Annotated in this window: 20 protein-coding genes; 8 read left to right on the top strand and 12 right to left on the bottom strand. The window is 64.2% G+C overall.

Annotated elements, in window-relative coordinates; genetic code table 11:
• Positions 1-48: 48 nt before the first annotated feature.
• The gene (locus AC5ZG1_RS02610) at positions 49-1,656 is read right to left on the bottom strand and encodes a Na+/H+ antiporter (RefSeq protein WP_496131908.1); all 1,608 of its coding nucleotides are present in this window, start codon (positions 1,654-1,656) and stop codon (positions 49-51) included.
• Positions 1,657-1,763: 107 nt separating this feature from the next.
• Positions 1,764-2,138: a nuclear transport factor 2 family protein gene (locus tag AC5ZG1_RS02605; RefSeq protein WP_496131907.1), complete on the bottom strand. Its 375-nt coding sequence runs from the start codon at positions 2,136-2,138 to the stop codon at positions 1,764-1,766.
• 259 nt (positions 2,139-2,397) lie between these two features.
• On the opposite strand from AC5ZG1_RS02605, the gene AC5ZG1_RS02600 reads away from it, so the two are divergent.
• Positions 2,398-4,209: a caspase family protein gene (locus tag AC5ZG1_RS02600; RefSeq protein WP_496131906.1), complete on the top strand. Its 1,812-nt coding sequence runs from the start codon at positions 2,398-2,400 to the stop codon at positions 4,207-4,209.
• A 334-nt stretch (positions 4,210-4,543) separates the two neighbouring features.
• Here AC5ZG1_RS02600 and AC5ZG1_RS02595 read toward each other — a convergent pair whose 3' ends face one another.
• Positions 4,544-5,224, bottom strand: coding sequence for a DUF1345 domain-containing protein (locus tag AC5ZG1_RS02595; RefSeq protein WP_496131905.1), 681 nt, complete (start codon positions 5,222-5,224; stop codon positions 4,544-4,546).
• A gap of 219 nt (positions 5,225-5,443) precedes the next feature.
• Positions 5,444-6,364, bottom strand: coding sequence for a polyprenyl synthetase family protein (locus AC5ZG1_RS02590; RefSeq protein WP_496131904.1), 921 nt, complete (start codon positions 6,362-6,364; stop codon positions 5,444-5,446).
• A gap of 184 nt (positions 6,365-6,548) precedes the next feature.
• On the opposite strand from AC5ZG1_RS02590, the gene mtgA reads away from it, so the two are divergent.
• The 3 genes from mtgA to AC5ZG1_RS02575 all read left to right on the top strand — a co-directional run bounded on the left by mtgA (position 6,549) and on the right by AC5ZG1_RS02575 (position 8,644).
• Positions 6,549-7,220 carry a monofunctional biosynthetic peptidoglycan transglycosylase gene (gene mtgA, locus AC5ZG1_RS02585; RefSeq protein WP_496131903.1) on the top strand — a complete coding sequence of 224 codons (672 nt, stop codon included), beginning with the start codon at positions 6,549-6,551 and terminating at the stop codon, positions 7,218-7,220.
• Positions 7,221-7,520: 300 nt separating this feature from the next.
• Positions 7,521-7,703: a 50S ribosomal protein L32 gene (gene rpmF / locus AC5ZG1_RS02580; RefSeq protein WP_007598106.1), complete on the top strand. Its 183-nt coding sequence runs from the start codon at positions 7,521-7,523 to the stop codon at positions 7,701-7,703.
• A 290-nt stretch (positions 7,704-7,993) separates the two neighbouring features.
• Complete coding sequence (locus AC5ZG1_RS02575; protein ID WP_496131902.1) at positions 7,994-8,644, top strand: hypothetical protein; 651 nt, start codon at positions 7,994-7,996, stop codon at positions 8,642-8,644.
• Between the two features lie 66 nt (positions 8,645-8,710).
• On the opposite strand, the gene AC5ZG1_RS02570 is transcribed toward AC5ZG1_RS02575, so the two are convergent.
• Positions 8,711-8,998 carry a hypothetical protein gene (locus AC5ZG1_RS02570; protein WP_496131901.1) on the bottom strand — a complete coding sequence of 96 codons (288 nt, stop codon included), beginning with the start codon at positions 8,996-8,998 and terminating at the stop codon, positions 8,711-8,713.
• Positions 8,999-9,262: 264 nt separating this feature from the next.
• Here AC5ZG1_RS02570 and AC5ZG1_RS02565 point away from each other — a divergent pair, with 264 nt between their 5' ends.
• On the top strand, positions 9,263-10,951 hold the full coding sequence (locus tag AC5ZG1_RS02565) for a putative bifunctional diguanylate cyclase/phosphodiesterase (protein WP_496131900.1): 1,689 nt from the start codon (positions 9,263-9,265) through the stop codon (positions 10,949-10,951).
• A 177-nt stretch (positions 10,952-11,128) separates the two neighbouring features.
• Here the strand turns inward: AC5ZG1_RS02565 and phaR are convergent, their stop codons facing one another.
• Entirely contained in the window at positions 11,129-11,740 is a 612-nt protein-coding gene (gene phaR / locus AC5ZG1_RS02560) for a polyhydroxyalkanoate synthesis repressor PhaR (RefSeq protein WP_028169166.1), read from the bottom strand.
• 318 nt (positions 11,741-12,058) lie between these two features.
• On the opposite strand from phaR, the gene AC5ZG1_RS02555 reads away from it, so the two are divergent.
• Complete coding sequence (locus AC5ZG1_RS02555; protein ID WP_130231415.1) at positions 12,059-13,237, top strand: acetyl-CoA C-acetyltransferase; 1,179 nt, start codon at positions 12,059-12,061, stop codon at positions 13,235-13,237.
• Positions 13,238-13,462: 225 nt separating this feature from the next.
• The gene (gene phbB / locus AC5ZG1_RS02550; RefSeq protein WP_130231417.1) at positions 13,463-14,188 is read left to right on the top strand and encodes an acetoacetyl-CoA reductase; all 726 of its coding nucleotides are present in this window, start codon (positions 13,463-13,465) and stop codon (positions 14,186-14,188) included.
• A 67-nt stretch (positions 14,189-14,255) separates the two neighbouring features.
• Here the strand turns inward: phbB and AC5ZG1_RS02545 are convergent, their stop codons facing one another.
• Positions 14,256-14,684 (bottom strand): cupin domain-containing protein, encoded by a 429-nt coding sequence (locus tag AC5ZG1_RS02545; protein ID WP_130231850.1) that lies wholly within the window; start codon positions 14,682-14,684, stop codon positions 14,256-14,258.
• Positions 14,684-15,451 carry a hydroxyacylglutathione hydrolase gene (gene gloB / locus AC5ZG1_RS02540; RefSeq protein ID WP_496131899.1) on the bottom strand — a complete coding sequence of 256 codons (768 nt, stop codon included), beginning with the start codon at positions 15,449-15,451 and terminating at the stop codon, positions 14,684-14,686. Before gloB ends, AC5ZG1_RS02545 begins: the two co-directional genes overlap by 1 nt.
• 182 nt (positions 15,452-15,633) lie before the next feature.
• Between gloB and AC5ZG1_RS02535 the strand changes: the two genes are divergently transcribed.
• Positions 15,634-16,362 (top strand): methyltransferase domain-containing protein, encoded by a 729-nt coding sequence (locus tag AC5ZG1_RS02535; protein ID WP_496131898.1) that lies wholly within the window; start codon positions 15,634-15,636, stop codon positions 16,360-16,362.
• Positions 16,363-16,492: 130 nt separating this feature from the next.
• Here the strand turns inward: AC5ZG1_RS02535 and AC5ZG1_RS02530 are convergent, their stop codons facing one another.
• From AC5ZG1_RS02530 to ptsP, 4 genes are all read right to left on the bottom strand, one after another.
• Positions 16,493-17,224: a DUF4167 domain-containing protein gene (locus AC5ZG1_RS02530; protein ID WP_496131897.1), complete on the bottom strand. Its 732-nt coding sequence runs from the start codon at positions 17,222-17,224 to the stop codon at positions 16,493-16,495.
• 472 nt (positions 17,225-17,696) lie between these two features.
• On the bottom strand, positions 17,697-18,578 hold the full coding sequence (gene prmC / locus AC5ZG1_RS02525) for a peptide chain release factor N(5)-glutamine methyltransferase (protein WP_496131896.1): 882 nt from the start codon (positions 18,576-18,578) through the stop codon (positions 17,697-17,699).
• A 154-nt stretch (positions 18,579-18,732) separates the two neighbouring features.
• Positions 18,733-19,812, bottom strand: coding sequence for a peptide chain release factor 1 (prfA, locus tag AC5ZG1_RS02520; RefSeq protein WP_028164204.1), 1,080 nt, complete (start codon positions 19,810-19,812; stop codon positions 18,733-18,735).
• Positions 19,813-19,867: 55 nt separating this feature from the next.
• Positions 19,868-22,135, bottom strand: a complete 2,268-nt coding sequence (gene ptsP, locus AC5ZG1_RS02515; protein ID WP_208827534.1) for a phosphoenolpyruvate--protein phosphotransferase — start codon at positions 22,133-22,135, stop codon at positions 19,868-19,870.
• Positions 22,136-22,397: the final 262 nt, after the last annotated feature.

The following is a 22,397-nucleotide window of genomic DNA, read 5'->3' as shown; positions in this document are numbered from 1 at the left end:
CGAAGCGTTTGCGCGGAGATCATGCTCAAATAAAAAGGTTAGCCCGCGTTACAACGGTATCTTCCGATATTCGCGGTTCGCGAGGCTGGCCTCTTCCAGGTCGAGATCGCGCTCGATCCGGCGGCGCGTCTCGTCGGTGATCTTGCCGTCGCGGAGCAGGGCGTGGATGAACTGGCGCTCGGTCGCGATCAATTCCCGCGTCAGCTCGGTGCCGTTGGCGGAGACGTCGTGCTTGTCGGGATCAAGCGCGGCCGGAAGCTGGCTGGTGCGGATATGGTGCCGCGCCCGCAGCAGCTTGACGACCTCCTCGGAGAGCGCGCGCTCGTCAACGATGGCATCGAGCGATGCGAGGCCGGCGGCCAGCGCCTGGCGCCTCGCGACAATTTCTGCTTCATGCTCGGCGATAGTCTCGGCGCACCCGTCCTTGGTGATGTTCAGCCAGCCGACGACCGTGGGCAGGCTCAAGCCAAATCCCACCAGCGTGATGAAGATGACGCCGAAGGCGACGAACAGGATCATGTCGCGGTAGGGAAAAGGCTCGCCGCTCGCGAGCGCAAACGGCAGCGCCAGCGCCGCGGCGAGCGACACCGCGCCGCGAACGCCGACGAAGGCGAGCGTGAATACCCATTGCCAGGGCGGCTGTGGATCGCGCTGCCGCAGGCGCTTGCTCAGGATCCGCGGCAGATAGGTTGCGGGAAATACCCAGGCAAAGCGCGCGATGACGATGACTGCGATCACCAGCGCAGTGGTGGAGAGGATGTCGTCGAGCGGAAATGCCTTCGACTTCTCGTACAGCAAGCGCATCTGGAAGCCGGTGAGCAAGAACAGGATGCCTTCGATCAGGTAGATCACCAAGTCCCAGAAGAAGATGCCTTGCAGGCGGGTGGCGGAAGAAATCAGGAGCGGCCCATTCCAGCTCACGTAAAGACCGCAGGCGACCGTGGCGATCACGCCGGAGCCGCCAAAATGTTCGGGCAGCCAATAGGCCACATAGGGTGTGATCAGCGAGAGTGTGATCTCGACCTGCGGATCGCGCGAGTGCTGGCGGGCGCGCAGGCTGAGCCATCCGACGGCGATGCCGAACGCGATCTCGCAGACCACGATGGCTGCAAATTCGCCGATGGCCTTCGGCAGCGAGAAGGCGCCGGTGGTGATCGCCGCGAGGGCGAAGCGGTAGAGGATCAGCGCCGTGGCATCATTCGCCAGCCCCTCGCCCTCCAGCACGACAAGGATGCGGCGGGGGATGTGGAGCCGCCGCGCGATCGCAAGCGGGGCGACCACGTCGGGCGGCGCCACGATCGCGCCGAGCAGGAACCCGACCTCCCAAGGCAGCCCGATCAGGTAGTGAGTGGCGATCGCTACCGCCGCCGCTGTGAAGATCACGCAGCCGACGGCGAGCAGCACGATCGGACGAAGGCTGTTTTTGAACTCGCGCCAACTCATGGCCACCGCAGCCGTGTAGATCAGCGGCGGCAGCACCAGCAGCAGCACCAATTCCGGCGGCAATTCGATGCTGGGCATGCCCGGCACGAACGCGAGCGCGATACCGGCCAGCATCAAGAGGATGGCAGGCGCGACATTGAGGCGCCGCGCCAACAGCGCCGTGCCCGCCAGCACAGCGAGCAGGATCACGAAGGTCTGGAATCTGGCTTCCATGGCCGTCCAAATTGGCCCCGAAGCGCAGGCAAGGTCAATGTGCGTGGACGGCTCGACCGTGCGAGATCGAAAAGAGGGCGGTCCGATCCGCCAACCCTGGGGCGGACTTACTCCCGCAGGTCGTAACGATAGGATTTCGAGACGATCTGCCAGCCGTCCTTCAGTTTCATCGCCACCAGATAATCGGTGAAATAGCGCGGCGGCAATTGGCAGCGGACCTTGATGAAGGCGGTGGAGTCGTCCGAGCGGTCGATGGTAACGATGAAATCCTCGCGCGGCTTGCCTTCGGCCTTGGCCGACGGCCGCTTGCGGACCCGGTCGAGCCAGTCCGGCACGGTCAGCACCTGAAGCTCGCTCTTTTCCACCCAGCGCAGGTCGGCGGAGGGGTGAAACATCGCGCCGAGCTTTTCGGCGTCGCCTTCATAGAGTCCGTCGAAATAGTTCTGCACGACGGCCTCAATGGTCGATCGGTCATGGCTCATGGTTGGTTCCTCCCGGCATCCTTTGGTAGCCCGGGTGGAGCGTAGCGCAACCCGGGACACCTCCATCGACGGTCACCAGCGCTCCCGGGTTATGCCTCGCTTCACCCGGGCTACGCGAACCATCATTCGGCTTCGGCTACTAACACGTTATGGGACGGCGGGCACGGGATGGTTCGTGATTTGGCTCACCCCATCCGGCCCCGGCTTCTGATAGGCTTTGCTGTCGGATGGAAAAGCCGCGTTTTTTGAAGGTGCGGTAATGAAATCGATTGGATTTCCGGGATTGCATCACCTCGTTTTGGCGCTGTTCCTGCTTCTGATGTGCCAGCCGGCCTTCGCCGAGAAGCGCGTGGCGCTGGTGCTCAGCAATCAGGCCTATCAGAACGTCGCGCCGCTCCCCAACCCCGTCAATGACGGCGCGCTGATCGCGGCGATGCTGAAGGACGCCGGTTTCGACGTGGTGGACTTCCGCCGCGATCTCGCGGCGGTCGAGACCCGCCGCGCGCTGCGCGACTTTGCCGATCGTACCCGCGATGCCGAGATCGCCGTGGTCTATTACGCCGGCCATGGCATCGAGGTCGACGGCGCCAATTACCTCATTCCGGTCGATGCGAGGCTGGAACGCGACACCGACGTCTATGACGAGGCGTTTTCGCTCGACCGCGTCCTGATCGCGATCGAGCCGGCCAAGAAACTGCGGCTCGTGATCCTCGACGCCTGCCGCGACGATCCCTTTGCCAAGACCATGAAGCGCACGGTGGCGTCGCGCGCGATCGGGCAGGGCCTCGCCAAGGTCGAGCCGACCAGCCCGAACGTGCTGATCGCCTATGCGGCCAAGGCCGGTTCCACCGCCGCCGATGGCGACGGCAAGAACAGCCCCTTCACATCGGCGCTCGCAAAGCACCTGACGACGCCCGGGCTCGATGTGCGGCGCGCGTTCGGTTACGTCCGCGACGACGTGCTGAAGTCCACCAATAACCGCCAGGAGCCGTTCGTCTATGGCTCGCTCGGTGGGGAGGACGTGCCGCTGGTCCCGGCGCCAGCCAAGGCAGCGCCCGTGCCGAATCCGCAGGCCGATATCCGCCGTGATTACGAGCTGGCGCTGCAGGTCGGCAACAAGAGCGCGCTCAACGCCTTTCTCGCGCAATATCCCGACGGCTTCTATGCGAGCCTCGCCAAACTCCAGCTCGAGAAGATCACAGCCGAGGAAGCCCGCGTCGCCGCCACGGAGAAGGCGCGGGCGGCGGAGCAGGAGCGTGCCCGGCTCGCCGCCGAAGGTGCCCAAAAAGCCGAGCAGGCCAAGGCGGCTGCCGACGCCAGGGCCGCTGAACAGGCGCGCATCGCCGCCGAAAAGGCCAAGCAGGTCGCGCAGGAGCAGGCGGCGGTCGCCGAGCAGAAGCGGCTGGCCGCGGAAAAGGCACTGGCCGACAAGATCGCCGCGGATCAGGCGGCCGCCGCGCCCGCGACGACGCCGGTCGACAAGGACAAAGCGGTGAGTGTCGCTGCGCTCAGCACCGGCTCGCCGCAAGCCGACGTCACCAAATCGATCCAGACCGAGCTGCGCCGCGTCGGCTGCCTGACAGGTAGCGCCGATGGCGAGTGGAACGCCGCCTCTCAGCGGTCGCTGACGCTGTTCAATCGCTATGCCGGAACCAGGCTCGACACCAAGGTCGCCAATGTCGACACGCTCGATGCCATCAAGCAGAAATCATCGCGCGTCTGCCCGCTGATCTGCGAGCACGGCACCAAGGCCGATGGCGATCGCTGCACCCGGATCGTCTGTGGCGCGGGCTCGTTCCTCAATGAGGACAATGCGTGCGAGAAGCGGCGCGACAAGAAGCCGATGGCCAAGCGCGATTCCGGCGATCGGCCGGCACGGCGCGAGCGGGCGGAAGTGCGCATTCCCCGGCCGATGGCCTCTTCAGGCGGCCGCGGCGGTGGCGGCGGCCAAATGGTCTGCGACCGCGGCGGCTGCCGGCCGGTCGCGCGCGGCTGCCACCTCGAATTCCGCACCACCGCGCAAGGCGGCCCATACGAGGGCGGCGGCGGCAATGTCCAGGTTTGCAATTAGCTTGGCCGAGCCGTCATTGCGAGCGAAGCGAAGCAATCCATGCCTCAGCAAGCGGCGAAATGGATTGCTTCGCTCCGCTAAGAAGAAAGTGAGTTGCAAGCCGCCGGTCATCGTCCGCGCGGTCATTCCGGGGCACGCGTAGCGTGAGCCCGGTATCCATCTCACCGCGGAGTGCGGCGCCCGATGGATTCCGGGCTCGTCCTTCGGACGCCCCGGAATGACAGCGGTGAGGAGGCGCCTCTGCGCGTCAATAACGCCCTCCTATTTTCATCAAGCGGGGTCGGCCCTCGGCCGCTGCCAAACTCGCAATGACGCGTGATGTTGCGCGCCGAAGCTAGATCGCGCTCGCCGCGATATTGACCATCAACGCCAGCAGCGCCGTGTTGAACACGAAGGAGATGATGCCGTGCACGGTCGCGGTGCGGCGGATGATCCTGTCGGTGATGCCGACATCGGAGACCTGCGCGGTCATGCCGATCACAAATGAAAAGTAGACAAAATCCCAGTAATCGGCCTCGACGTGCTCCTTGCCGCTCGGAAACTGCAGACCGCCGGGTTCCTTCCCTCGATAATATTCGTGCGCATAGTGCAGCGAAAAGGCGGTGTGCACCAGCGCCCACGATAGCGCGATGGTGACGATCGCGAGTGCCAGCGCTTCCGGGCTGCTTTTGGCGGCGCCGAGCTCGAAGATGATCGCGGCAAGGCTCGCGAAGGCGCCGAGCGCGGCGATGAGCAGGATCAGGAACCGGCCGTCATCCTGCAGGATCGCGTTGCGCCTGATGTAAGCGATGCTGCATTGGAGCATCATCATGAAGGCGAGGGCGAGATATAGCGCGACGAAGATATCCCAGCTCACTACGAGCCGCGTCACCGGACGCAGTGTCTGAGGCAAAAGGAAGAACGCGGCGACGCCCACTGCGATCGAAGTAAAGATGCGTGGCCGCGAATACACCACGCGGACAGCCTTCGGCAGTTTCCGGAAGCGAACAAGGTGTTCCTCGAATTCCTTGCTCATGGTCCGCCCTGGTTGCTCTATTTGATTGTAACGGTCAGGCCACTAGCTCGTTCACCTCTCCCGCTCGCGGGGGAGGTCGCCGCGTAAGCGGCGGGTGGGGGCTCTCTCCACACGAAGAGTCTCGCCGCGGCGACACCCTCACCCCAACCCTCTCCCGCAAGCGGGAGAGGGGGCGCAGCTTCGCCTTGGTCGCTCTACCTGATCCGATCCATTGGCACTCTAATTCCTGCGCTCGGCAACGAACCGCGCCGCTGCGCGCAGCACATCGCCCTTTGCTCCGAACACCGACAAAGCGGCATCGGCACGCGCGAGCAGGTCGCGGACGCGCTGCTTGGCGCCGTCGATGCCGAGCTGGGTGACGAAGGTGGTCTTGCCGAGCGCTGCGTCCTGGCCGGTCTGCTTGCCGAGCGCGGCGGCATCGCCCTCGACGTCGAGCAGGTCGTCGGCGATCTGGAAGGCTTCGCCGAGCGCGCGGCCGAAATCGTCGAGTGCCAGATATTCTTTCTCGGAGGACTGGCCGAGGATGGCGCCGGCGATGCAGCCGAAGCGGAGCAATGCGCCGGTCTTCATCTGCTGCAGCCGCGCCACGTCCACCGGCTCGCGGTCGCCGAACCGGCCTTCGCCGGCCAGGTCGAGCATCTGCCCGCCAGCCATGCCGCCGACGCCGGAAGCGCGCGCGAGCGCCCGGGTCAGCGCCAGCCTGACGCCGGCATCGCGATGGATCTCGTCGCGGGTGATGATGTCGAAGGCGATCGTGAGCAGCGCATCGCCGGCGAGGATCGCGGTCGCGTCGTCATAGGCCTTGTGGAGGGTGGGGCGGCCGCGGCGCAGATCGCTATTGTCCATCGCCGGCAGGTCGTCATGGATCAGGGAGTAGCAGTGGATGCATTCGAGCGCGGCCCCCGCCATCAGCGCGGCGTTGCGCGGCACGCCGAACACGGCGGCACTCTCGACCACCAGGAACGGCCGCAGGCGCTTGCCGCCGCCGAGGCTCGAATAGCGCATGGCCTCGATCAGCCGCCGCGGACGGACGATCTCGTCCTGTTCCACGGTGTCGGCCAAGAGTTTCGCCAGCAGGGCCTCGGTATCGTCAGCGGTCTGGTCCAGCCGCTTGGCGAATTCTGCAGTACCGGTCGTCATTAAGAATTGCTCCAGATCGGATTTCGGGGCGGACAATCGTTGATGGCACCGGCTTCGTCAATTCCGCCGGGACGAAGGCTGCGCCTTAAAAGCGCTGGAAAAACCGCCAATTGTTACAGAATCTCATTTGAAACCGGCCAATATTGCCGGCAGCGCCGACCCGCTTTCAGCCGGAACCTCCAATTTGCGCATTGTCCGGATCCTTTTGCTGCTGCTGGTGGCCGGGCTGCTCGTGCCCTACGTGCTGACACCGCTTTACCGATCCGGGCAGCCGGTTTCGGCGCTGATGGCTTGGCGCACCCTCAAGGGCGCGCCTGTTACCCGGCAATGGGTCGATTTCAACGCGATCTCGCCGTATCTCCCCCGCTCCGTGGTGGGAGCGGAGGATTCGAAGTTCTGCAGCCATCGCGGCATCGACTGGGACGCGCTGCAGGATGCGATCGACGATGCCGAGGATGGCGAGCCGGGCCGGGGCGGCTCGACCATCACCCAGCAGGTCGCCAAGAACCTGTTCCTGTGGCCGGGCCGCAGCGTGGTCCGCAAGGTGCTGGAGCTGCCGCTGGCCATGTGGATCGATTTCGTGCTGCCGAAGCAGCGGATCCTGGAAATCTATCTCAACATCGCCGAGCTCGGCCCGTCCGGCCAGTTCGGGGCCGAGGCCGGTTCCCAATACGCCTTCGGCCGCTCGGCGGCGACTTTGTCGCCACGCGAGGCAGCGCTGCTCGCGGCGATCCTGCCCAATCCGGTCAAGCGCAGCGCCCGCAATCCCGGCCCTGGTGTGCGCCGCCTGAGCGCAACCTATATGGCCCGCGCCAGCGCGGTGCAGCGCTGCTGGAGCGAGAACCGCGGATTCTGAGCGCGATGCACCCGCTGGCCGGCACCGCATGGCCTATTCTGGACGGGACGAGATCGTGGTGCCCTCGCGTGCCGAAACCGATAGCGGATGGCCACGTTTTGTTCCGATAAATTCGACCAGCCATGTCGGGCTTTGTCCGTTGCCGACGGGGAGGGCTCGCACCGCAATCTAATCGCGTCAGGCCCTAGCTTTACGCCATCCCTTCCTCTATAAGCCCGGCCTTATCGGCATCGCAGCTCGCTTTTGACGCGCGTCCTTAATTTCGGACGGATGCCTCCGCTACACCCCTAGAGGACTGTTATGGCTGTTCCCAGAAGAAAAACCTCGCCGTCGCGCCGTGGCATGCGCCGTTCGGCGGACGCGATCAAGAAGCCGACCTATGTCGAGGACAAGGATTCCGGCGAGCTGCGTCGCCCGCACCATCTCGATCTCAAGACCGGCATGTACAAGGGCCGGCAGGTCCTGAAGAAGAAAGAATCCTGATCCCCGCGGGATCGGAGAGCATTTGGATCCCCGGCTCTGAAAGCAGGGCCGGGATCACGATTGATTGGGCCGCCTGAAATCGACCAATGAGTGCGGTCAGACGGTCCGCCTCGGCGCGTCGGGCGTGATCCGGGAAGAGTGGCACCGGTTCTTCCCTCGCGACAAACGCGTAGCGTTTGCGCGGAAGTCATGCTCAAACAATCAAATCAGGTCATGATCCGATTCAATCTGATCGAATCACGATCTCAGGGCGTTTCGCTCCTGGTTTCCTTCGCTAAGGCCTCGCTCGCATGGTCGGTTTTCCGCTGCTGCTGATTCCGCTCGCGGTCTACAACATCATCGTCTTCCTGATGCCCGGCGTATCGCTGGTCGATCCGCTGGTGACGGTGCCGCTGATGTCGGGGGCGGAGTGGCCGATAACGCTGAGCGACATCCTGCTGGCGCTCGGCATCCTCCTGCTGTTGCTCGAAGTCATCAAGGGCGCGCGGCCGGGCGCCAAATTCGTGATGGATCACTTGCTGTCGCTGATCGTGTTCGGTGCGGCAGCCGCCGAATTCGTGCTGTGGCCGAAATTCGGCACCTCGACCTTTGCTCTGCTGACCTTGCTGGCATTGGCGGATTTCATCTCCGGGATCGCGCTTCGCACCCGCCGTCGTGCGGCGATCGCGCCCGCAACACGGGTGCAGCAAATCGAGCCGGAGCCAGCCCCGCTGCCGCAACCCGCGCCGGCGCCAACTCCCCAGCCGGCTCCCGCGCCGGCCCCGCAGCCGGCTCCACCACCCGCAGCCTCAACGACGTCAGCGAACACGGTGCCGCCGGCGGCCTCGGTCGCGGAATCAGTGCTGCAGGATCATTCCAAGCCGACGCAGGCGCAACCCGCGGTCACCTCCCCGGACCTGCAGCCAAGCCGCAATCCGCCGGCTGAACCGGAACAGCGCTGAGCTCCGGATTCTTGTTTTGACGCGTTTTCTTTACGCGAACCGTTTCCACTTCGCTCGAAAACGCTCTTAGATGATCTGGCGCGTGCGGCGCGCGACGCCGCGCCGTTCCTGCGGATGGGCGCCATAGGCCATCTGCGCATCCGCCAGCGAGCCGCGCCGCAGCGGACGAGTCTCTGGCGCCAGCGCCGCAGTCGCGATCAGCTGGGTCACGAAGCCCGCGTCGGGCCGTGGCAGCGGCTGCTTGGACACGGAGTGCAGGGATTCGGTCACCGGGACGAGTTCAGCCGAGGCGGTGGCGGCGCCGGTCAAAACCTCGCCGTCCAGCACTTGCCTTGATTCGCCGGCTTCCGGCATCGCTGATCCCGCTCGATTGTCACGTTTCGGGACGCTGCCATCCCGTTGGCCTCGAACTCGCAAGGTCCATGCCGGTGCACGGGCTTTTGTTCCCGATGGCGGCAAAACGTGGTTTCCAGATTATTTATGAACTTTACCTAAGGTCTGAGCGGAAACAGAGGCACACTGCGGGCTCGGAATCACTTACCCACTGTCACGTGCGTCCACCTGTATCCAACTGGCCGTGTCCTGAATTGGCCGTGTCCTGAAACGAGGCGACAGCAGATGCCTTCCATCCCGCCAGCCGCCGACATCCTGGCTTCGCTCGGCCAAGTCACCTTTGTCTGGGATATTGCCTCCGATGCGCTCGTCTGGAGCGACAATGTGGCCTTGGTTTTCCCTGATCTCCCGGCGGAGGCGATTGCAAGCGGCGCCGCATTTTCCAGGCTGATCGAGCCATCGCGCGCCATTCGCAGCGATGCGTTCGGCCAACCCGCGCCGCTCCGTAGCGGCGAGGGCATGCCTTACCGGATTGAGTACGGCGTGCGGGCCAATATCTCGGCGCCCGTGATCTGGATCGAGGAAACCGGCTGCTGGTTTGCCGGACCCGACGGCCGGCCAGTGCGCGCCCAGGGCGTGATCAGGATCGACAATGAGCGTCATGCCCGCGACGAGCAGCTCGTGAAGCTGTCGCGGCACGATCCGCTCACCGGCGAACTCAACCGCACCCATCTGATCGCCGCGCTCGCCGAGGCGATCGAGGAGGCTGCACGCTTCCGTTCGTCCTGCGCCTTCATGCTGATCGGCATCGACCATCTGGCGCGCATCAACGACGCCTTCGGCTTCGACGTCGCTGACGCCGTGATCGCGGAGATCAGCAAGCGCATCCGCGCCCGCCTGCGCGGCGGCGACGTGCTCGGGCGTTTCTCCGGCAACAAGTTCGGGCTGATCCTGCGCAACTGCACCGTCGACGATGCCAATGTCGCCGCCGAACGTTTTCTCACGGCCGTGCGGGAGGAGATCGTGCCGACCAAGTCGGGCCCCGTCTCGGTGACGGCGTCGATAGGCGCGGTCAGCGTGCCCCGCCACGCCCGCAGCGCCGACGAGGCGATCAACCGCGCCCAGGAGACGCTCGATACCACCAAGAGCCGCCGCGCCGGCTCGTTCCTGCTTTGGAAGCCGAATGTCGAGCGCGACGCCCAGCGCCGCGTCAACATCCGCGTCACCGACGAGATCGTCACCGCCCTGAACGAACGTCGCATCGTCGTGGCGTTCGAGCCGGTGGTCGAGGTGCAGTCGCGGCAGCCTGCCTTCTACGAGTGCCTGGTGCGCATGCAGCAGGAGGACGGGCGGGCATTGTCGGCGCCCGACATCGTGCCGGTCGCCGAGCGTCTCGGCCTGATCCGGCTGGTCGATCACCGCGTGCTCGAGCTTGCGGTGGCCGAGCTTGCCGCTTCACCCGAGGTTCAGCTCAGCCTCAACATCTCGCCGGATACCACGATGGATCCGGACTGGCTCTCCGGAATCGAATCGCTGATGGCCGCGCATCCCGGCGTCGGCGAGCGGCTGATCGTCGAGATCACGGAGACGGTGGCGATCGGCAATCTCGACGAGGTGCGCGGCTTCGTCACGCGGTTGAAGAATTTCGGCAGCCGGATCGCGATCGACGATTTCGGCGCCGGCTACACCTCGTTCCGCAACCTGCGCAAGCTCGGCGTCGATATCGTCAAGATCGATGGCGCCTTCGTGCAGAACATCGCGCATTCCGCCGACGACCGCGCTTTCGTGCAGACACTGCTCGACCTCGCGCGCCGGCTCGGCATCAAGACAGTCGCGGAATGGGTGCAGGACGAAGCGTCCGCGGTGATGCTGCGCGAATGGGGCTGCGACTATATCCAGGGCCGCCTGATCGGATTGGCCTCGCCGACGCGGCCATGGCACACCGCGGATAAAGCGATGCCGGCGGCGGGTTAGTCGGTCAATTTGGGTTGGCTGTCATTCCGGGGCGATGCGACAGCATCGAGCTATGATGTGCAATTTGCACATCAGAGAATCCATTCATCCGCTCGCGCAAGTGATTCAATAAATTCCGGGTCTGCGCCTTGCGGCGCATCCCGAAATGACGAACTCAATTGCCGACTTCAGAAGAGCCTACTCTTCCTTCTTCGTCGCCGTGGTCGTCTCGCGCGACATCCGCTCGAGGCGCTCCTGCATCTCCTTCATCTGGCGGCGCAGGTCGTCGATGTTGTCGTCATCCGGCGCCGGCTCCGGCACTTTCTCGGGCTCGGGCGTTGCGGTTCCCGTGCGCGGCGGCACGAATGGCTTGAACATGGAGAAGGTCTGCTGGAACAGCTCCATGTTGCGCCGAACCTGTTCCTCGAGCGGGGCGAAGGGAGTTCCGCTCAGCGTGCTTGCGATTTGCTTGCGGAATTTCTCCTGCTCTTTCGTCAGCGTCTCGATCGACTGCTCGAGATATTTCGGCACCACCATTTGCATGCTGTCGCCGTAGAACCGGATCAACTGCCGCAGGAAAGTGGTCGGCAACAGATTCTGGCCGGCCTTGTTCTCCTGCTCGAAGATGATCTGCGCCAACACCGATCGGGTGATGTCGTCACCGGTCTTGGCGTCGTAGACGAGGAAATCCTCGCCTTCTTTCACCATCGCGGCGAGATCCTCGAGCGTCACATAAGTGCTGGTTCCGGTATTATAGAGCCGCCGGTTGGCGTACTTCTTGATCGTGGTCGGGTGTTCTGATTTTGCCATGGGGCTCACACATCAACACCAGGAGGGGACCCTTTGCAGCATTGCTGCAGGGGTGATGCACACGCATCGCAGCAAAGGTAAGCATTTTCAAAGCAGTTCGGCAACGATTTGTGCGCCACGGTTAATTCCAAAGCATAGTTATTGCTCAGGAAAGGTCCAACGAGGTCAATTTAAGTGCGCCGCGGCAGGATTTGGCCGTCTGGCCGATTGACATGCCTCAAGGAGGTTAACAGGATGAGGCTGAAAGATAGGCCCGCGTCCGGCCGCCCGCCCGCCGCCAAGTTACCCAGGCCAAACATCAAGCTCTAGGAGATGCCCATGTCAGACGATGTCGTCATCGTCAGCGCCGCCCGCACCCCGGTCGGCAGTTTCAACGGTGCGTTCGCCAACACTCCCGCCCATGACCTCGGCGCCATCGCCATCAAGGCGGCGCTGGAGCGCGCGGGCGTCGAGCCGGGCCGCGTGTCCGAAGTCATCATGGGTCAGATCCTGACCGCAGCCCAGGGCCAGAACCCGGCCCGCCAGGCCTCGATCGCCGCCGGCATCCCGGTGGAAAGCCCGGCCTGGGGCGTCAACCAGCTCTGCGGCTCGGGCCTGCGCTCGGTCGCGCTCGGCTATCAGGCGCTGGTCAATGGCGATTCCGACATCGTGGTCGCCGGCGGCCAGGAATCCATGAGCATGGCCCCGCATGCGCAGCATCTGCGCGGCGGCGTCAAGATGGGCGGGCTCGAGCTCGTCGACACCATGATCAAGGACGGCCTGTGGGACGCCTTCAACGGCTACCATATGGGCAACACGGCCGAGAACGTGGCGCGGCAATATCAGATCACCCGCGCCCAGCAGGACGAGTTCGCCGTCGCCTCGCAGCAGAAGGCCGAAGCCGCGCAGAAGGCCGGCCGGTTCAAGGACGAGATCGTCCCCGTCACCATCAAGACCCGCAAGGGCGATGTGGTCGTCGACGCCGACGAATATCCGCGCCACGGCGCCACGCTGGACGCAATGGCCAAGCTCAAGCCCGCCTTCGAGAAGGACGGCACGGTCACCGCCGGCAGCGCTTCCGGCATCAATGACGGCGCCGCCGCCGTGGTGCTGATGACGGCCAAACAGGCCGCCAAGGAAGGCAGGACGCCGCTCGCGCGCATCGTCTCCTGGGGCCAGGCCGGCGTCGACCCGAAGATCATGGGCACCGGCCCGATCCCGGCTTCCCGCAGCGCACTGAAGAAGGCCGGCTGGAGCATCGGCGATCTCGACCTGATCGAGGCCAACGAGGCGTTCGCGGCGCAGGCCTGCGCCGTCAACAAGGACCTCGGCTGGGATACGTCCAAGGTCAACGTCAACGGCGGCGCGATCGCGATCGGTCACCCGATCGGCGCGTCCGGCGCCCGCGTCCTCGTGACGCTGCTGCACGAGATGCAGAAGCGCGACGCCAAGAAGGGCCTCGCCACGCTGTGCATCGGCGGCGGCATGGGCATCGCGATGTGCGTTGCACGCGACTGAACAAGAGGCAACATGCCGGGTTGAATGATGAAAAGATCGTCTGTCAACCGCAGTGCAAGCTGTTAAGAGAATGCCCGGCCTCGCGCCGGGCATTTTCGTTTTGAGAGCATGATCCGGAAAGGTGGAGACCGGTTTCCCGAAAAGATCATGCTCAATAGAGAGATAAATTTCAAAAGACCGGCACAATGTCGGCCTAGAAAAAAAATGACGAAGGAGGAGACGGACATGGCACGTGTTGCATTAGTAACGGGTGGGACGCGAGGCATCGGCGCTGCGATCAGCAAGGCGTTGAAGGCGGCCGGGTACAAGGTCGCGGCAACCTATGGCGGCAATGATGCCGCGGCGCAAAAGTTCAAGGAAGAAACCGGCATTCCCGTTTACAAATGGGACGTCGCCTCGTTCGATGCCTGCGCTGCCGGCGTCAAGCAGGTGGAGGCCGAGGTCGGCCCGATCGACGTTCTCGTCAATAACGCCGGCATCACCCGCGACACCGCATTCCACAAGATGACGCTGCAGCAGTGGAACGAGGTGATCAACACCAATCTCGGCTCGCTCTTCAACATGACGCGCCAGGTGATCGAGGGCATGCGTGCCCGCAAGTTCGGCCGCATCGTCAACATCTCCTCGATCAACGGCCAGAAGGGCCAGTTCGGCCAGGTCAATTATTCCGCGGCCAAGGCCGGCGACATCGGCTTCACCAAGGCGCTCGCGCTTGAGAATGCCAAGGGCGGCATCACCGTGAACGTGATCGCGCCCGGCTATATCAACACCGAAATGGTGCAGGCGGTGCCGAAGGACGTCCTGGAGAAGAACGTGATCCCGCAGATCCCGGTCAATCGTCTTGGTGAGCCCGAGGAGATCGCGCGTGCGGTGCTGTTTCTCGCCGCCGAGGACGCCGGCTTCATCACCGGCTCGACGCTCACCGTGAACGGCGGCCAGTATCACGCGTGATGGTCGCTCGCGCAGGCCATGTGGAGAAAGTAGGGTGGGCACGCTTCGCTTTGCCCACCCTACAAAACTAATCGGGCTCCCAGCCTTTCGGTGCCAGTTCGAATTTCGCAAATTCAAACGCCGGCGCCACGGTGCATCCGACCAGGATCCAATCGCCGGTGCACTCCGCCGCCTGCCATGCATGCGCCGGCACGATCGCCTGCGGCACTTCGCCGGCGGTGAGATCGGGGCCGAGACGAATCTCGCGCTGTCCGCTCGCATCGGCGATCCGCAAGGTCAGTGCATCGCCAGCGTAATAGTGCCAGATCTCCACCGCATCGACGCGATGCCAATGCGAGCGCTCGCCGCGTCCGAGCAGGAAATAGATCGCAGTCGAGCGCGATCGTCCGCTCGCATCCTTCTCACTATCGCGAAACGTCTCGCGATAGTGGCCGCCCTCGGGATGCGGCTTCAGCGCAAGCTTCGCGATAATCTCGGCGGCAGTCGGCTTTGGCATCACGACTTATTCTTGCGCTCGCGCAATTCGCCGAACACTTGCGCTCCGTCGGCGCCCTTCATGTGCAGCTTGGCGGCGACCGCCGGCTCGTCGGCGCGCAGGAACACGTTGGCTTTCTTCTCCTCGCCAAGCAGCGTCGGGATCGTCGGCTTGTTCTCCGCGCGCAGCCGCGTCACTTCCTCGGCGCGGGCGTTCAATGCCGGATTGTCTGATTCCACCGTCAGCGCGAACTTGACATTGGCGGCGGTATATTCGTGGCCGCAATAGAGACGGAAATCGTCCGGCAGTGCGCGCAGCTTGAGCAGCGAATCCCACATCATCGGATAATTGCCCTCGAACACCCGGCCGCAGCCGATCGAGAACAAAGTGTCGGCGGCAAACACCGCCTTCTCGCCGTCGAACACATAGGAGATGTGGTCGAGCGTGTGGCCCGGCGTCTCCAGCACCCGCGCGAGCAGGCTGCCGACCTTGATCACGTCGCCGTTGGCGGCGCGCAGGTCGACATTGGCGATCGCCTTGGTCTTGTCGTGCGGCGCGACGACGCGGCAACCATATTTCTGTTTCAGTTCGGCAACCCCGCCGACATGGTCATGATGATGATGGGTGATGAGGATGTCGGTGAGATTCCAGCCCTCGCGCTCCAATGCCGCGATGATGGGGCCGGCTTCCGGCGCATCGATCGAGGCGGTGGCCTTGGTGGCGGGGTCGTGGATCAGATAGCCGAAATTGTCGGTCAGGCAGGTGAAGAGACGGATTTCCGCAGTCATGGTATCTCCCGCGAACGGCCAAGCGTTATTGTTTGAGCATGGTCTCTTCGGAAAACCGGTTCCCACTTTTCCTGACCATGCTGTAACACGCCCAATATGCGCAGGAAATATGGCGTTAACGCTCGCGCGGCAACGCAATTTTGGGGAACACGCGCGTAACGGCGCCGTGTTAGGTTGGGTGCATGGACGTCATTGATCTCCGCGATTTCTATTCGCAGCGCCTCGGCATCGTGGCGCGCCAATTGATCAATCGCGGCATCCGCGAGCGATGGCCGGGGGCCGAGGGCCAGCGTGTGCTCGGGCTCGGCTATCCCACCCCCTATCTCGGCCTCTTCCGCGAGGATTGCGAGCGCTGCATTGCTTTCATGCCGGCGTCACAGGGGGTTCTGAAATGGCCGACGGGCCGGCCGGCGCTCGCGACCCTGGTCGACGAATTCTCGATGCCGCTCGCGGACGCCGCGGTCGACCGCGTGCTGCTCGTGCATGCGCTGGAGATGTCGGATGATCCGGAGCGGCTCTTGCGCGAGGTGTGGCGGGTGCTGGCGCCGTCCGGCCGGCTGATCGCGGTGATACCCAATCGCCGCGGCGTATGGACACGCACCGACACCACGCCCTTCGGCCACGGCCGGCCCTATTCGCGGGCGCAGATCACGCAATTGCTGCGGCAGACTTGGTTCACGCCGACGGCGTGGGGCGAGGCGCTGTTCGTGCCGCCGTTCGCGGGGAGCTGGTTCCTGCGCTGGGCGATGGCCTGGGAGCGCCTCGGTGCGACGCTGTCATTGCCGTTCGCGGGCGTGCACATCGTGGAGGCGACCAAGCAGGTCTATCGCGCGATCCCCGCACACCGCGAGCGCGCGCGGCTCATCCCGTCGCTGCAGCCGGTGCTGGTGCCGTCGTCGTCGCGCGCGTGATTCGGTTTTGTAGATTCGTAGGGTGGGCAAAGCGAAGCGTGCCCACCATCCACGTTCGGTGCAAGAAAGGTGGGCACGCTTCGCTTTGCCCACCCTACAAATTTTTCGCTACTTTCTTGTCGCGGGCTAACTACTCATTTCCCGGATTGACGTCTTCGCTCGGCGCGGGTTGCGCGGCGGCGTCGGGTCGCGGGCCGTGCGGGCGGCGGCGGCGGCGCGGGAAGCGCTCGTTACGTTCGCTGCGTTCTCCGCCGCCATTGCCCTCATGATTGCCATTGACCTGCGGCTGCGCACCGCCGGTGATGAAGGAGGGCAGACGGTCGACGCCGCCATTGTCCGCGATCACCGGCTGCGGCTGGTTCTGCGGCGGCGGTTGATATTGCGGCTGCTGACGATGCTCGCGCTCGCGATGCTCGCGTGGCTGCTGCTGGTCGCGCTGATAGGGCTGCTGATTATTCTCGCGCGCATAGGGCGGCTGCGGCACGAAGCCCGGCTCCTGCCCGAAGCTCGAATAGTTGTCGTCCTCGTCGCCCTCATCGCTCGTCGACACATCATTGTTATTGTTGTCGATGCGGGGCTGCTGCTGATTCTGCCGAAGCTGTTCCTGAGCCGCGGCGATGATGCGGAAGTAATGCTCGGCGTGCTGATAGTAGTTCTCGGCGGCGACCGGGTCGCCGGAGGAGCGCGCATCGCGCGCGAGCTGAACGTATTTTTCCGCTACGTGGGAAGCAGTGCCGCGGATCTTGATGTCGGGTCCGTTCGATTCGAACACTCGCGTCAACGGGTTCTGACCGCGCCGGTTGTTGTTGTTGTTATTGTTATTCCGGTTACGCATCCGCTTGTTATTTTGACCGTTTCTCATGTCTCGCCTTTTATTCCAGCCCTAAGTTACCAGCGTTAGTTACCAGCGTTGAAATTGCCGTTGCGGTGGAAGTTGCCAGTGCAACTGGCGCACGCGCTCATGCGCACCGACTCACGATGCCATTCGGATCAATGCCAAAGTTCGCCAACCATCGCGTTGAGCAAAACGCGTTCCCCAACCGCCGGCCGGTCGGCCTGCGGATCAATTATTCAGCTTGCCACGCAAGCCCAGTTCTCTCACGTAAGTCTTCAAGCGCAATAACAGGCTTTCGTTCGCTTGGCGGTCGAGAGCAGCACAGCCCCGGCTATTGCGCTCATACAGACCCGCGTTTTGGAACCTTTGATCGGCGGGCTCTCGGCGAGAACCCTGGTCTTCACCCGTTAACGGTTACGGGGCCAAACCGATGTCATGACCGGAACGTAGTCGTTCCCGGGGGATATTCCAAGAGGTTTTTTTGCGTTCCAATAGGACTTTATCGCGGCAATTTGCGGCCCGCCACCGCCCGTGGGATGCCCGCCAGATCTGCCCTCGGCGGACCGGCTGGGACGAGCCCCGCACCCGTCATCAAAGCTTCAATGGCCTCGCTCTGTCCAATGCCTGATTCGACAACCAGGGCGGCGCCAGGGGCCAGCAGGCCGGCGGCCTGCGGGATCAGCGCGCGATAGGCATCCAGCCCATCGTCGCCGCCATCGAGCGCGGCAAGCGGGTCGTGCTCGCGTACCTCGACCGTAAGGTCGGCAATGTCAGCGGATGGGATGTAGGGCGGATTCGACACGATCAGGTCGAAGTGGCCGGAAAGGCCCGATGCATAGTCGCAGGCGATGAACGTCGCACGATTGCCGATGCCCAACATCAGCGCATTGGCGCGCGCCGTCTTGAGCGCCTCCGTGCTGATGTCGGTGCCGTAGCCCGTGGCCGCAGCAAGCTCGGAGAGCAGCGCCAGCAGGATGGCACCGGTGCCGGTGCCGAGATCGGCGATCCGCAATGGTTTTTCCGAAGCTCCGTCCGCGCGGAGAATTTCCATCGCGAACTCCACCACGGTCTCGGTGTCGGGCCGCGGCACCAATGTCGCGGCGGAGAGTTTTAGCGGCAGTCCCCAGAATTCCTTTTGCCCGAGGATGCGCGCGACCGGCTCGCCGGCGAGGCGACGGCGCGCGAACGCTTCCAATTCTGCTGCTTCATTCCCGGTCAGCGTCCGGCTCGCTGCCGTGATCATGCCGGTGAGATCGAGCTTGAGCACCGCGCCGAGGAGCATGCGTGCATCGAGCTCGGCCGAATCGATCGCCGCCGATTTGAAGCGTGCGCCGAGTTGTCGGCGCGCCGCATCGACATTGAGACCGACAAAAGCGCTCACACCCTCACCGTCGTCCCTTGCGAAAGCAGGGACCCATAACCACAGGACGGAGCGATCCCGCGTAGCCCGGATGGAGTGGAGCGCAATCCGGGATTCGTGCAGTCCGGCTCGCTGCCCCGGATTACGCTGCGCTCCATCCGGGCTACGGGAGTCCTCACGCCGCCGCGCCCTGCGCGGCGAGTTGCGCTGCCTGGTGCTCCGTCGTCAGCGCGTCGGTCAATTCGCCGAGTGCTTCGCCTGATATCACCTGCGGCAATTTGTAGAGCGTCAGGTTGATGCGATGATCGGTGACGCGGCCTTGCGGAAAATTATAGGTGCGGATGCGCTCGCTGCGGTCGCCGGAGCCGACCTTCTCCTTGCGGTCGGCGGAACGCGCCGCCTCCACGCGCTGGCGCTCGGCATCGTAGATGCGCGAGCGCAGGATGTTCATCGCCGACGCCCGGTTCTTGTGCTGCGAGCGGCTGTCCTGCATCATCACCACGATGCCGGTCGGGATATGGGTGATGCGGATCGCCGATTCCGTCTTGTTGACGTGCTGACCGCCGGCGCCCTGCGCCCGCATGGTCTCGATCCTTAAGTCCTCGTTCTTGATGTCGACGTCGACATCCTCGACCTCCGGCAGCACGGCCACCGTCGCGGCGGAGGTGTGGATGCGCCCCTGCGTCTCGGTGTCGGGCACGCGCTGCACCCGATGCACGCCGGATTCGAATTTCAGTTTCGCGAATGCGCCGCGGCCCTGCACCTCGGCGATGATTTCCTTGTAGCCGCCGACCGTGCCCTCGCTGGCCGAGATCACCTCGACCTTCCAGCCCTGCAGCGCGGCGAAGCGTTCATACATGCGGAACAGGTCGCCCGCGAACAGCGAAGCTTCGTCTCCACCGGTGCCGGCGCGGATTTCCAGCACGACGTTGCGATCGTCCATGGCGTCCTTCGGCAACAGCGCGATGCGGATCTTCTGCTCGAGCTCGGCAAGCCGCGCATGCAGCGTCTCGAGCTCGGCCTCCGCCATGCCGCGCATGTCGGGCTCGGTTGTGGGATCGGCGATCAGACTCTGGGTGTCGGCGAGCTCGGTGCGCGCGGCGCGATAGGCCTTCACCGCCTCGATCAGCGGATTGAGCTCGGCGAGCTCGCGGGTGATCTGGACATAGCGTTCCGAATTCACCTGGCCGAGCAGTTCGGCCTCGAGCGAGGCATGATGGGCGAGCAGGACATCGAGTTTGGCTTCGGGCAGCATGGATGGTTCTCAAATAACGGAAAGGGCAGGGGCGGCGCCGTCGAGGAGAGCGTCGCTACAAGGTGAGCCCTTCGGCTTCTGCAAATTCCGTCAGCTTCTCGCGGATCGACACGCTGCCGGCCGGCGCGTCCAGAAGCGGGTTGATTATCGCTTCGGCCTTTTTCGCGTCGAGCTCGAGGATCATCGCCTTCACCGGACCGTGCGCGGTCGCCGACAGCGATAGCGAGCGGTAGCCGAGCGCGATCAGCACCAGCGCGCCGATCGGCTTCGATGCCATCTCGCCGCACAGCGAGGCGACCTTCCTGCTTGCCTGCGCCTTGCGCACGATGTCGCGCAGCGCGCGCAGGATCGGCGCGGACAGGGTGTCGAACCGTTCCGAGACCTTGGCGTTGCCGCGATCCACCGCGAACAGGAACTGGAACAGATCGTTCGATCCGACCGAGAGGAAATCGACCCGCTTCAACAGCTCGTCGAGCTGGTACAGCAGCGCCGGAACCTCGATCATGGTGCCGACATCGACGCGCTCGGGCAGCGAATGACCGTGCTGGCGCAGATAAGTCAGTTCCCTCTCGACAATCGCCTTTGCCTGATCGAATTCGGCAACATCAGAGATCATCGGGAACATGATCTTCAGCGCGCGGCCGCCGGCTGCACGAAGCAACGCGCGGATCTGACCGCGCAACAGTCCCGGGCGGTCGAGGCCGAGCCGGATTGCGCGCCAGCCGAGCGCGGGATTTTCCTCGACGACCGTCTCCATATAGGGCAGTGCCTTGTCGCCGCCAATGTCGAGGGTGCGAAAGGTGACGGGCTTCGATCCCGCCGCATCGAGCACGGTGCGATAGAGCGCGAGCTGGTCGCTGGAGCGCGGCAGGTTCGGGCTCACCATGAACTGCAGTTCGGTCCGGAACAGGCCGATGCCGGCGCTGCCGGTGTCATCGATATGCGGCAGGTCGATGGTCAGGCCGGCGTTGATCAGGAGCTCGATCGGCTGGCCGTCCTTGGTCACGCAGGGTTTGTCGCGCAGGGCCGAATATTGCGCCTGCCGGCGCGCGCGGAAGCGGACCCGCTCGGCGTAGGCGGATTCGATCTCCGACGACGGACGGACATAGATCTCGCCCGAGATGCCGTCGACGATGATGGCATCGCCGGGATCGGCGATGCCGGGCGCGTTCGGCACCTCGCCGACGGCGGGAATGCCGAGCGCGCGCGCCACGATCGAAACGTGGGAATTGGCGGTGCCTTCTTCGAGCACCAGTCCGCGCAATCGCTTGCGGTCATAGTCGAGCAGCGCCGCCGGGCCCATCGCGCGGGCGATCAGGATCGCGTTGTCGGGCAATTGTTCGCGCGACGGCGCGTGGTCCTGGCCGACCAGTTGCCGCATCAGGCGATGGCCGAGATCCTCGAGGTCGTGCAGGCGGTCGCGCAGGTAAGGATCGGTCGAGCGCAGCATGCGCGCGCGGGTGTCGGACTGCACGCGCTCGACCGCGGCTTCAGCGGTGAGGCCGGTGGCAACCGCCTCATGCAGCTTGTGCGACCAGCCCTGGTCGTTGGCGAACATGCGATAGGCTTCGAGCACGTCGCGATGCTCGCCGCCGTCGGCGACGTCGCCGCGCTCCAGCAGCCGGTCGAGATCGGCGCGCAGCTTGGTCAGCGCCGCATCCAGCCGCTTGATCTCCTTCGGCAGGTCTTCGGCGATATAGTTGGTGATGACGACGCGCGGCTCGTGCAGCACGACATGGCCGAGCGCGATGCCCTCGGAGAGAATGGCGCCGGTCTTGTGTAGGGAATGCCGCGCCGCAGGTTCGGCGCCCGGCTGCGCCAGCGCCGCCAATTCGCCGGAGGCGATCATCTCCGCCAGCACCATGGCGGTGGTCTGCAGCGCCTCGACCTCTTCCTCGACATAAGTGCGTTTGGCGCGGTTTTGCACGACCAGCACGCCGAGCGTGTTGCCGGCGCGCAGGATCGGCACGCCGAGGAAGGAGTGATAGATCTCTTCGCCGGTTTCCGGGCGATAGGAGAAGGCCGGGTGGCTTTGCGCGTCGCTCAAATTAAGCGGCGTGGCCTCGCTGGCGACGAGGCCGACCAGGCCCTCATGGGCGCTGAGCACCGTCCTGTGGACGGCGTCGCGGTTCAGACCTTCGGTGGCGTAGAGCTCGAGGGTGTTATCGACGCGCAGGACATAGACCGAGCAGACTTCGGCCACCATATTGGCCGCGATCAGGACCACGATCTTGTCCAGCCGCTCCTGGGCTGAGACCTGCTCCGCCATGGTTTCGCGGAGCCGTCTCAACAGGACGCGGGGACCTCCCGAAGCGCTCCGCATAGGTTGCAACCCTCCCCCACATGACCAGCAGGCCGTGTGGCCGGCAACTGGCGAGAAACTCGATTAATCCAACAATTTTATCCATCGGCGCCGCCGCAACCTCGCAACCCGGCCGAATCGGATTCGCCAAGACTGTGACACAGTTTGCGGCACCCTCCGATCAGGCCGTATAGCCAATCGAGGCTTGTTTTGCCAAGCAAAACGCCTGCCAAAAGATATAACGTCTCTGTCAGCCCAATGCTGCGGTAGCTAAGAGAAATTC

It is taken from the genome of Bradyrhizobium sp. Leo78 (assembly GCF_059512425.1).
Note: the sequence above shows the minus strand (reverse complement) of the source record. Positions and strands in the feature narration are given on the sequence as shown.